The organism is Enterococcus alishanensis (genome assembly GCF_019218635.1).
GTDB classification, from domain to species: Bacteria; Bacillota; Bacilli; order Lactobacillales; family Enterococcaceae; genus Enterococcus_A; species Enterococcus_A alishanensis.
In genome coordinates this window covers 453,552-465,351 of the sequence record NZ_JAHUZB010000004.1, presented here as the reverse complement: position 1 = coordinate 465,351, position 11,800 = coordinate 453,552, and the positions used below count along the sequence as shown (strand labels likewise).

The 11,800-nt window shown below is 32.3% G+C and carries 8 protein-coding genes and 2 pseudogenes; 4 read left to right on the top strand and 6 right to left on the bottom strand.

The window, feature by feature from the left end; all coding sequences use genetic code 11:
• Positions 1-441: 441 nt before the first annotated feature.
• From KUA55_RS12570 to KUA55_RS12545, 6 genes and pseudogenes are all read right to left on the bottom strand, one after another.
• Positions 442-1,041, bottom strand: a complete 600-nt coding sequence (locus KUA55_RS12570) for a tyrosine-type recombinase/integrase (RefSeq protein ID WP_218326718.1) — start codon at positions 1,039-1,041, stop codon at positions 442-444.
• Between the two features lie 474 nt (positions 1,042-1,515).
• On the bottom strand, positions 1,516-2,796 hold the full coding sequence (locus KUA55_RS12565; RefSeq protein ID WP_218326717.1) for a trypsin-like peptidase domain-containing protein: 1,281 nt from the start codon (positions 2,794-2,796) through the stop codon (positions 1,516-1,518).
• Positions 2,789-3,592 (bottom strand): hypothetical protein, encoded by an 804-nt coding sequence (locus tag KUA55_RS12560; protein ID WP_218326716.1) that lies wholly within the window; start codon positions 3,590-3,592, stop codon positions 2,789-2,791. Before KUA55_RS12560 ends, KUA55_RS12565 begins: the two co-directional genes overlap by 8 nt.
• Before the next feature lie 155 nt (positions 3,593-3,747).
• A complete protein-coding gene (locus KUA55_RS18545; RefSeq protein ID WP_218326715.1) occupies positions 3,748-4,893 on the bottom strand; it encodes an NlpC/P60 family protein in 1,146 nt (381 codons plus the stop codon).
• A 27-nt stretch (positions 4,894-4,920) separates the two neighbouring features.
• Entirely contained in the window at positions 4,921-5,628 is a 708-nt protein-coding gene (locus tag KUA55_RS12550) for a hypothetical protein (protein WP_218326714.1), read from the bottom strand.
• A gap of 419 nt (positions 5,629-6,047) precedes the next feature.
• Positions 6,048-6,324 (bottom strand): annotated as a pseudogene (locus tag KUA55_RS12545) (HU family DNA-binding protein).
• Between the two features lie 127 nt (positions 6,325-6,451).
• On the opposite strand from KUA55_RS12545, the pseudogene KUA55_RS12540 reads away from it, so the two are divergent.
• From KUA55_RS12540 to KUA55_RS12525, 4 genes and pseudogenes are all read left to right on the top strand, one after another.
• Positions 6,452-7,533 (top strand): annotated as a pseudogene (locus KUA55_RS12540) (IS3 family transposase).
• Between the two features lie 597 nt (positions 7,534-8,130).
• Positions 8,131-9,240 carry a tyrosine-type recombinase/integrase gene (locus KUA55_RS12535; RefSeq protein WP_218326713.1) on the top strand — a complete coding sequence of 370 codons (1,110 nt, stop codon included), beginning with the start codon at positions 8,131-8,133 and terminating at the stop codon, positions 9,238-9,240.
• Between the two features lie 369 nt (positions 9,241-9,609).
• Complete coding sequence (locus tag KUA55_RS12530) at positions 9,610-10,275, top strand: helix-turn-helix domain-containing protein (RefSeq protein ID WP_218326712.1); 666 nt, start codon at positions 9,610-9,612, stop codon at positions 10,273-10,275.
• 86 nt (positions 10,276-10,361) lie between these two features.
• Positions 10,362-11,594, top strand: coding sequence for a bacterial Ig-like domain-containing protein (locus tag KUA55_RS12525; RefSeq protein ID WP_218326711.1), 1,233 nt, complete (start codon positions 10,362-10,364; stop codon positions 11,592-11,594).
• Positions 11,595-11,800 lie beyond the last annotated feature (206 nt).

Sequence of the window (11,800 nt, the reverse complement as noted above, 5' to 3'; positions counted from 1 at the left end):
TGACGAATTTTCATCAAATCATTTTAAGCGAATTTTTACTAATTAACCGTTATTTAACTGGCAAGGCAACATAATCTCGATTAACCCCAGCAAAAAGCCCACCAAGGATTTGGCGGGCTTTTCTTGTTAATTTGAATTGGTCTAGTAAATACAGAAGGCACACGTGTCGAGCTCTGAATATTTGTATCTTTTTATATCTTGTGAAATAAACACTAATCAAATTATTTCTTTTGTTCTTGTAAAAAATTAATGGTGAAATAATAGCGTTAACTATACTTCGAAATTATCAACTCACAAAAACCATTATGTGATGAGAGTCCAAAAAATAAAATACTTACTTAAGGGCTAGAAACTTAAAGTTTTTGACCCTTTTATGTTCCGAAAAACTACTTACCAAATGAATGCCTATTTAGATATAAATATTCATTGATTTGCAATATTTTACAGCTCCAGGCTCCTTACAGCGACATCCTTATCTTCCTGCGTAATGCCAATGTATCGTAAGGTTTCTCTCTGGGAAGAATGATTTAACAACGATTGAATAATTTCAATCCTTGTTCCTTGTTTATATAAAAAGTAACCGAAGGTCTTTCTCATAGAGTGAGGACCAATATTTTTTAAGTGGATTGTTTCAGCTGCAGTATGAATAACTCGCCAGAAGCTTTGCCGACTCAGTGGTTGATTCTGTCCATTACGACTCTGAAACAAGAACACATCGAAGTCACGATTGGCAATTTCCATAGGGAATTCTGATTGTACAAAATCTAAAATTAATTTCTTTAATTTATTAGAAATAAATACAGAGTTTTGCTTGCTTGTTTTTTGTTCTTTCATATCCAATCGATCTTTAACAACAATTCGGCCACGAGAAACTTCTAAAACATCAGATAATTTTAATTGACGTAAATCAGAAATCCTATAGGCAGTATTTATGCCTATAGAAAATATTAAGAGGTTTCTTTCTCCATACGGGGTACTAATCAAAATTTTTTTCATGTCTTCTAATTTTTTTTTATCTCGAATAGGTGAAACAGTCTTCATTTTAACCAGCTCCTATCAACGTTACTTAAATACATTGTATCATATAATATGTAACGTTAAAAGCGGATATAAAAAAGAACTCTGATAAAAATGTCATGATTCCCTTAGAGCCGCAAAGGATACAGCTATTTTACCCAACGTTACACAACAGGGTTGTGTAACGTTGGGTGCTTTGAGAAAAAAATCTCGTTAAAATCAATATCTCAAAAATAAATAAAGCGTTGGATAAAATAATTAAGAGTGAAAATAGATTTCTCCAAGAATCACAATCTTTAGAAAAAGAAGAATGTTGAAGGATGAGGATTCTGATAAGCCATGTTAGCTAGACCAATTAAAATTCACAAGAAGAGCCCACCAAAACCTTGGTGGGCTTGTTCCTTGAGTTGAGCTGTATTACATCTTCCTAATGGTTAAATAACTATTTTATCGTATTTGTTTTTATTACTATTTTAAATTGAAGATACCTAATAATACTTATAAGCCATACCATGAAATACCTTCATTTTTCCATCCGAATCTCACTAAATTATTTTTTTCAGATTCGCTTGCTGTAAAGAAGTGCTGTCCGCTATTAGGATTATAGACTCTGTATATTGCTGTTCCACTATTAGATGAGTAAAAAGAAATACCCTCGTTTTTCCATCCATGTTTAACTAAATTATCACGTTCCCCACTAGACTGTGTGAAAAAATGGAGACCACTATTGGGATTATAAACCCTATAAATTGAGTTTCCGGATGAAGGAGCGAACCAACCTACTCCTTCTGATTTCCACCCTACTCTCAGGAGATTACTGATTTCAGATGGACTAGATGAATAAAAATGAACACCATTATTTGGATTAGTAATCCTAAATATTGACACGTAGTCTTTGTTTTGATTTGTTATCCACGAGAATACAGTAGAATTTATTCTTGTGCCAGAGTTTCCATAATCTCCCATACCATAGGCATGAGTTGCAAGAACCTTATAATTTGAATCATAAATAGGACTGCCACTTTGTCCTGGGGTAGTATCAATCGAATAAGAAATACTATTTGTGTTGAGAGTGGTTATTGGTCCATTGGCTTTCCACATTGTAGAAGCCTTTTCCCCAGGATAACCAGCTGTATTTACATTTTGATTAATCTGTGCATTAGTATTTAGACCATACCATCCGGTGCTGTAACCTATAGGTTTATTAACCCTCACCATGGCAATATCATAATCACTATTTGAACTATTAACCCATCCAGAAACAGATAACAATTTTGTCCCAATTGCCGAACCAAAAGGTGCGGTATTTCCATCTAATCCGGGGACAACTACGACATTAGTAGCCCATCCACCATCTTCTTTACTGTATATAACATGTCCCGCTGTTAAGACGCTATCAGGTGAAAGCATGTTCCCACTACCAATATATGTTTTGTTATTTGGAAAGGTAGCTGATATAAATACCGTAGCGCTATACGGAAAAATTTTTGTATTTGTAACTTTAGCCCTATCATCTGATCCAATTATAGATTCTAAATTGGAATTACTATTTGAAGAGGTAAAGGGAATTCCTCCAACGTTTGAGAATGTTGTAGCGTCATTTGTAATATACGTTCCATCTTGATAAGGCAAATTAGCATTGATAGTTTCAGGAACAACATAAGATTCACCAGTACTAGTAACAGTTGTCCAATTTTCGTCAGCAAAGGAAGTAGTTCCTAAGAATAAAGATATGGAAATGATTGAAAAACTCAAAATGTTTCTAAATAATTTATGCATTAAAAGCGACTCCTTCGTCTCTCCATCCAAGATTAATCAACGAATTTCGTTCGTTTAAATCTAAAGTTAAAAAATGACTTCCGGCATCTGAATTTGGATTATAGAGACGAAAAACAGGATTGTTGGTTGATTCAAAACTATAAAAAGCAATTCCTTCATATTTCCATCCTAAATCAATCAGTAAAATATTTTCAGCCACGCTTTTAGTATAATGATGATTACCAAAGTTAGGGTTATATAGTCGATAAACAGGTATATCTGATGTGGCTAAAGAAGTCCAAGCATGACCTTCGTCAACCCATCCGTGTGAAAAAAGATTTAATTTTTCAGAATAATTATTGGTGTAAAAATGTTCACCAGAGTTAGGATTATATAATCGAGAAGTTGTTTCAATTTTAGAAACAATATTAAAATTAATTACGTTCCCAATATCCTTTATAATAAATGTATCATTAGGATACTTCTGTTTTAGTTTTTCCAAAGAGTCTTCCGACAGGTTGACAGAGTAAGTTACAGATACATTACCGGTTTCCAAAGCATTCCATTCACCCTTAGAACTAATTTGTAGTATTTTTTCATTATTTGACCAAAAAGTAATATTTCCATCAACAGAAACTCCTAAAACATCATGAATCTTATAGTTAATTTGACCACTAGAATCTTTATATAGTTCAGTTGGTAATGAAGTAAAATCTACTTGAGGCGTTATATCAAGTTCTTCGGCTTCTGTACAAATACCCCTAAAACCAATGAAAATAAATAAAGAACTCAATAATACTAAAAATATTTTTTTCATTTTTCATTTCCCCTTTGAATTATTCATTTTTTAACACTCCGTATTTTATTTTGTGCTCTTGGATTATTATTAAAAAAGTCAAAAAGAAGAAATCTTTTTGACTTTTCAATAAAATTAATATACGTTATCGTAAATCCAATGTAATAAATCTAGATTTATTGCATTTCACGGAGAGCATACCACGCTATTCCTTCATATTTCCAACCAGCATTCACTAAATTTTTATATTCAGGCGTACTTGTCGTATATACATGACTCTCTTGAGAACCTTTAGCATTCGGGTTATACACACGGTAGACTTTTATGTTTCCACCAGATTTCCAAGAAATTGTTTCGTATTTCCAACCAGATTGTACTAAACTGTCTCTTTCACCTGCACTTAATGTGTACATATGGCGTCCGTTATTAGAATTGTATAATCGATAAACATTGTTGCCAGTTTTTGGTGCCGCCCATCCAACTCCTTCATATTTCCAACCAACATCTTGTAGGCCAGAGGCTTCACTAACATTCGTAGTATAATGGTGGCTGCCACCATTAGCATTGTACATTCTGAATACAAATTGTTCATTATCCCGTTGGCCATTAGTACTAGGTCTATTTACTGGAGCATCACTTAGCACCCGTCTAGCAAAGCTCGGTGCAAAGTATGTCCAGTCAATATTTGCGACTTTAACATATTCACCTGGTTGAGGCGCATGGACGTACTGTCCATTTCCAATATATAGGGCCACGTGATACGTATTACCTCTAGATCCCCAAAATAATAAATCACCTGGTTTCAATGAAGATAAATTAACTTCTTTTCCGCTGGATTCTTGAGGTACTGTCCAATCTCCTATATTTACTCCAACTGTATTCAAGTATATATATCGTGTTAATCCTGAGCAATCAAATCCTGAGGGAGTTTTTCCTCCCCAAACATATGGAATATTTCTCTTTGCCAAATCTATTGCTAAATTAACAACTTTTTGTTGATCTGGGGTCATCGATGTGCTAGTTTCAGGTCTCGAGGCAACAGCGTCATATTTTGGCATAGACATAATTGCTTCAAACTGTTCTAAAGTATACCCTGCATCTAAAGCTTTTTGTTTTTCTGATTCGTAATAATCATCTTGAATCGTAGAAGTTGATACTTCAGAATCAGTCACTGTTTGTATCTGACTATTTTCTTGTTCACTTAATATACTTTGGTCAACTTCATTACTAGGGATTTCTTCTGCAAAACTATTATTTGAATAAATATTTAAACCAATGATAGACAAACCAACTAGCATAGAAACTTTTACTAATTTTTTCATAGTGACCCTCCGTAGTTTTTTTTGAAATTATTCAACTATTGATAGAAGTTTTGAAGCAGCATTATGCAAATCAATGGAAGCTTGCAATAAGTCATTTTTTGTTGAATTTGGATTTTCTAAAGTCGCTTTAACAGTAGTTAAAGTAGCTTCGAATTCTGCAAAATCTGCGGTAGGATAGTCTTCTTCTTTGAATGTTGATTCGCAATAGGCAACTTCTTTTTCTAATTTAGAATAAGAAGACTCTGCATAAAAAGATATATCTTCATTATTCCATCCGATATTAATAAGACCATCATGTTCACTTTTACTAGTAGTAAACATATGAGCACCTGCTTTTAAAGCATTCTTGTTATAACTACGATAAACTGGTACCTCATCTCTAGTATCACTTAAGAAAGATTCCCCTTCTTGAGTCCAACCTTGTTCAGCTAACCAGTCATATTCTACGATACTTTTAGTATAAATATGGTCTCCTGCATTCGGATTGTATAGACGATAAACAATGTCACCTTTTTCTGGGACACTCCAAGCAGTTTGTTCTCCAACCCAACCTTGACTAGCTAACCAACTTGCTTCCGCATAATCAGTAGTAAAAAAATGTTCTCCAGAATTCGGATTATACGATCTGAACAACAGATTCTCTAACCCCAAGTTTTCAGCTTTTGCTTCTATCCCTGAGCATAAACCTAATCCTAAACCAGCCAACAAACCTACGCTTAAAACAATTTTTTTCATGAAATATACTCCTTTCTTTGTGAAAGCACTTTCTTATTGTTTTATAATAACATAAGTTTTATTAATTGTGCATTATTATTGGTTTTTTATAGTTTTTTATGTGAATCTAAGAATTTTGCACAAATTATTTATCAATATTTGTAACTCATATACTTAATGGAAATCTATAATAGTCAGGTATGGTTGGTATATTGTCAAAAAAAGTCCATTACAAGTATACCTACAACGGACAGTTTCAATCACAATTAATATACACCCAAAAGTTGCATAAAGAAAAATCAATATAAGCCTGTATATCAATTTTAAAGACTAAATAAAAAGTGTTACCTATGGTTATGTTGGAAATATTCAGTGAAAAATATGATTTTTTACATGCAATAAAAAAACTCTCGTCTAAAAACGAGAGTCTACAAGTAACTTTAATTTACAGCATCTTTTAGTTGTTTACCTGCTTTGAATGCTGGTACTTTACTTTCAGGAATTGAAATTTCCTCTCCTGTTTGTGGATTGCGTCCTTTACGCGCCGAACGAGTTCTTACTTCAAAATTACCAAAGCCAATGATTTGAACTTTTTCCTTTTGTGATAGCGATTCTTCAATGGTATTTAATAATTCATTTACAGCAGCTAATGCGTCTTTTTTTTGTTAACCCTGTTTTATCAGCTACATTTGAAGCTAATTCGTCTTTATTCATCATTTTATTTCTCCTTTATAAAATGTCTTTGTTTCCCTTACTTTATGGAGTTATTTAAGAAAATGCAAGGCTCCTATAATAGAACTACGGACAAGATTGTTCGCTATAATCTATTAAAGGAGTTTTTTATATGCAGAAAAAATCAACTACAAGATATTCAACAGAATTTAAAGCGTCCCTGATAGCACTCAATCAGACCGGTCGGTCTGCTAATTCTTTATCAAAAGAATACAACGTCAGTCTATCTACAGTTGCTAAATGGATACGCCAGGCAGATCCAAACGATAAAAATATTCTTTCTACAAAAGAAAGGGAATTATTAAAGGAAAATAAGCGATTGAAAGAAGAAATTGATATTTTAAAGCGAGCAGCGGTGCTTTTGGCAAAGGATTAATCGCTAAAGGACGAGCGAATGTATTACGAGTAATTCGTATAAATTTAGAAGCTAAACACCGCATTACACGTATTTTAAATGTGCTTAAAATACCAAGAACAACTTACTATGATTACTTGAACTGGAAACCAAATAAACGGATGATCCGACGTCAACAAATCAAAGAGAAAATTTTAGACTCTTGGCTAGCCTATCCAATGTATGGCTAGCCGAGAATGACAAAGTATTTTAATGAAGACTTAAATATTCCAGTTAGTCGCTATCTTATTTATCGTCTTATGCGTGAATTAGGGATCCAATCACGAATGATAAAGAAAATAAAAAAACCTAAAACCTATACTGAAAGTCCTCAATTACCAAATTTAATCAGAAAAAAGGACGACTGGTCTACCGTTCTTTTAACAGATATTACCTATATTCCAGTTAGAGGAAAGTGGGTTTATTTGGCTAGTCTCTATAATCCAGTAACCCGAAGGGTAATCGCCCATAAAATTGGCAAAACTATGACAAAAGAATTAGCTACAAGTGTTTTAGAAAAAGTAGATTTAAGTGAGTCAGGAATCACAATTATTCATAGTGACATGGGTAGTCAGTACACGAGTGACCTCTTTGAAAGCACCTTAAAGAATAATAAGATAAAGCATTCTTATTCTCGTAAGGGTTGCCCAGGAGACAACGCTAGAATAGAGAGTTTTCACTCTATTTTGAAACGAGAATATGTGAACTTCCAAGCATTTAAAACAATAGATGAAGCCATTGTTGGTATTGATAGCTATATTCGCTGGTACAACAGTGATCGTATTTCACTAGTTGCATAGTAAACTGAGCGCATCCATTTCTTCTGAGAAAAAGATAAATTTTTGGAGGTTTATTTGATTACGACTTTTATCTATCCCATAAGGGTATCGCAGTTATAAAGAGTGCTTAGTGCGCTCTTTTTTTACTAAAATGAAGTATTTCCGGTAACGATCATCTTACTCGTTCTCTTTATTTTGTTCGGATTATTGACATAAGAGCCCAAGGACAAGTCATTAAAAAACCGTACATTTCTGAATCATTTTTTTTTTAAACATAGGCTCATCTCAATTATATCAAAAACGAAAGATAACGGTTTTAAAAAAAAATTATTTTTAAGCTGGCTGTTAAACTAGTTCTTACCATTGTATAGATATTTTTTCTTATTTTTATAAAAAACAAGAATATTTGAGTGATTTTCTTTGCTATGAATTTCATTATATTATTCATTTACACTTGAATCAATAAATTCATTCAAAAAAAAATATTTTTCATCATAATTTTGTATATTAATACCTTAAAAAAAGGAAAATAATTTATAAAATCTACTTTTGTCATTTTTATTAGCCGTCATTTAAGCCGTCACTAAAAAATAATTTTTTATAAAAAAGGAGTGCACTATGAGTCGTAGAGGAGAGAATATCTATAAACGTAAAGATGGTCGTTGGGAAGGTCGTTTTATTAAAGGACGAAAAGACAATGGCCAAATTAAATATGGTTACATTTATAATCGATCTTATGCTGAAGTTAGAAATAGATTGTATGCATTAAAGGTGAAGTATCAAACAATACGTGAATTAAAAGGAGAAGGCGCAATTCCTGTAACAATTTGGGGAGAACAGTGGATTCATAGTATTCAAGATACCGTTAAACCTTCCACGTATGCCAGTTATAAGTATAAGTTATTGACATATGTTTATCCTTCTATAGGACAATGCTTACTGAATGAGCTAGATAAGGAACAATTACAGATGCTTATAATGACTTGGAAAAAAAGGGGATTGTCCTCTAGCTCCATCCAAGTTATCTATCGTGTACTTTATCAATGCCTAAATGAAGCGGTTCGACAAGGAAAACTAAAGACTAACCCTTGTTTGCAAATACAATTGCCTAAGGTAAAAAAAAATAAAGTCTCTTCTTTATCTGTTAGGCAACAAAAACAATTAGAGTCAGTTATTAATGGAAAGAAAGGAAAGGGAGAATTAGCTGTACTTTTAGGTTTATCTGCTGGATTACGGATTGGTGAAATTGCTGCTTTACGTTGGGAAGACGTAGATTTTGATAGGGGTATTTTAAAGATCTCCCACACCTACCAACGAATTCTTTTACCTTTAAAAAATAAAAATACACAATTGTGCTATACCGATTCTAAATCAGATGCATCTATTCGATTAATTCCCATGACCCAACAATTGAGAGCTAGTTTATTAGCCTATAGAAAAAAATCTCAAGGAAATTATATTTTAGAGGCAAAAGGAAAACCTTGTGAACCACGCTTATTGACGTATTATTTTCATAAGTTACGATCAAAAGCATGTTTAGATGACATTCATTTTCATCAATTGCGTCATACATTTGCGACTAGATGTATCGAATCTAATGGAGATATTGCATCAATCAGTGCTTTATTAGGACACGCATCTACTCAGATGACATTAGATACATATGCAGATGCCAAATTAGAACAAAGATTTCAGGTAATTTCAATGTTAGAAGAGAAAAGCGCCTAACAGTAATTATCTATATAAAACACTCGTTATAAAAAGCGTATATTCGCTGTTTATGAGGTATTTTTTTATTTTTTTTAATAAAAGCGCTTTCTTAAAGTCGATTCTCAAAAATAGGTGTTCAGCTATTTAAAAAAAAAAAAATAGGAATGTTATCAAAGAAATCTAAGGAATATATATATTTTTTTTTTATTCTCCGTCATAGTCCGTCAAGAACCTTTTATATATCCTCTCAAATCAGGGATAGATAAAGGTTTCTTGTTTTTTATAAGAATAAGAAATTATTGCAGACTTTAGTATGCATAAAATTAATTAAAATTTGGAATGATTAGGATTATTTTTTCAAATTAAAAAGAGAAAAGGAGAGAGAATATGAATATTTTATTATTAACAAAAAGTTTTTCATTTGAAAGTACATTTATTCAAAAATTGAATGCTATGAATCATGAAGTACTGTGCAGTGAAAAATTAATAACTTTGTTGATAGAAGACTCGATAGACGATGGTTTATGGAATTATTTTCAAGCAATTATTTTTAGTGAAACCCTTCTCAATCGTGAAATTTATGAAATATTAATAAAACGAAAACTAAAACCTAAAATAGTCTGTTTGAAACGATTTCATAATTTAGATTTAGAAGAACAAAAGATATGGGTTCAAAAGGGGATTACAAACTTTATTTCAGAAAAATCAGATTTTGATGATATTAGAGAAATTTTCAATTCTACTGATATAGAGGAGAAGAACAATTCAAATCAATCTTCAAATGCATATTTCCCAAAAAAAGAATTAAGCAACCTTATAAATATAAGACTTTCACGGCAAGAACAAAATTTGTTTATGGAACTAAAAGGATCTAACGAGCCAATCTCAAGAGATGAATTATCAAGGAGATTATGGAAGCAACCATCGAATAATTCAACACAAAGCCGACTTTCAAATTTAGTAAAAAAAATCAATAAAAAAATGAAAGAAAATGAAGTTGATTTATACATATCAACAGTTTGGGGAATCGGATATGTGTTGATAAAGGTATAGATTTAAATTAAACAGCCTGATATGAGTGGAATATAGCACAAGGTAATTATAGTAGCCTAAAAAAATATAAGGACTAGGAGAAAAATATGAAAAAGAAATACTTATTAATGACAACATTGATTTTTTTATCACAATTAACTTCACCAATTAATACTTTGGCAACAATAGAAAACAGTCAGGAATACAAAGTAGCCGATAACTCTGATTCGGAAGCTATTGATGATTGGATGCCAGATAAAAATGTACAAAATATTGTGATGACTGCGTTGGGTGTACCGACTGTAAATAGTATTACCAAGGATTTGATGAACCAATTAACGTCTTTTTCTGCTGAACAGTCAACCTTTACATCTTTTGAAGGGCTTCAATATGCTACTAATTTAGATACACTGTCACTGGTTAGTTGTCAATTACCAAGTGATTTCAAATTATCATTTTTTGCAGAAAATATACCTAAGTTAAAGACGCTTAGAATCAGTAACAGTGGTTTAAGTGATATAAATCTTTCAGGCTATATTACTTTTTATAATTTAGACACATTAGATTTTTCAAAAAACAATCTTTCTGGAACACTAACTGACTTTAATCAATTTGGTTGGGCATTACAATTAACAGACTTTAATGTAGCAGATAACAATCTTTCTGGAGGCTTGATTACAGATTTGGTGCCAATACCTGCAATTGATGCAATTGATAAAACGATTAAAGTTGGTGACAAGTGGGAAGCAGCAGACAATTTTGTCAGTGCACAAGATTTGAACGGCGACATCCTAAACCTTGATCAGCTAGTGGTTAGTGGCGAGGTAGACACTGACACACCAGGGGATTATGAAGTTGTTTATACTAGAAATTTTGAAAATACATGGAATAACTATATTTATAAAAAAGTAATAATCCATGTGTTAACAGACCCAACATTGGAAGTTCAGAATATGCAAATATTTAAAGGGAGTAAGTGGTCTCCAAAAGACAACTTTATATCCGCTACGAATGAATATGGGGTTAAAATTCCGTTTGAAAATGTGCAAGTGAGTGGTTCCGTAGATACAAATATTCCTGGAGAATACAATCTCACTTATTCTTATGGTTCTATAGAGAAAAATGTTGTAGTCGAAGTATTGAACTATTTATTAGGAGATATTAATAAAGATGGAGTTGTAGATTTAGATGATTTGATAGCTCTGAAGGCATACCTCAATGACGGAGCTCTTTCAGAAGGTGTTAGTGAGGACTACGTTAAAAAAGCAGGAGACTTAAATTCAGATGGTGTAGTCGATTTAGATGATCTAGTGGCTCTAGCAAATATCCTTAATGGATAAACCATAAACATGAGAGGTGAGTAATCAATTGAAAAATAAGAAAATAATACTGGTAGCTATTACTATACTGCTTCTAAACATCCCATTATCAGGGACAGTAAATGCTTTAGAAAGGAATCCAATTACTAATAAGATAGATGAAAAGACATCTGAGACCGAAAGTACTAATGTAAATTATATTGATTCTGTTACAAACCAAACGTTAG

Coding starts and splice junctions, on each gene's coding strand:
- KUA55_RS12570 (WP_218326718.1), bottom strand. CDS start 1,041: ATGAAGACTGTTTCACCTATTCGAGATAAAAAAAAATTAGAAGACATG.
- KUA55_RS12565 (WP_218326717.1), bottom strand. CDS start 2,796: ATGCATAAATTATTTAGAAACATTTTGAGTTTTTCAATCATTTCCATA.
- KUA55_RS12560 (WP_218326716.1), bottom strand. CDS start 3,592: ATGAAAAAAATATTTTTAGTATTATTGAGTTCTTTATTTATTTTCATT.
- KUA55_RS18545 (WP_218326715.1), bottom strand. CDS start 4,893: ATGAAAAAATTAGTAAAAGTTTCTATGCTAGTTGGTTTGTCTATCATT.
- KUA55_RS12550 (WP_218326714.1), bottom strand. CDS start 5,628: ATGAAAAAAATTGTTTTAAGCGTAGGTTTGTTGGCTGGTTTAGGATTA.
- KUA55_RS12535 (WP_218326713.1), top strand. CDS start 8,131: ATGAGTCGTAGAGGAGAGAATATCTATAAACGTAAAGATGGTCGTTGG.
- KUA55_RS12530 (WP_218326712.1), top strand. CDS start 9,610: ATGAATATTTTATTATTAACAAAAAGTTTTTCATTTGAAAGTACATTT.
- KUA55_RS12525 (WP_218326711.1), top strand. CDS start 10,362: ATGAAAAAGAAATACTTATTAATGACAACATTGATTTTTTTATCACAA.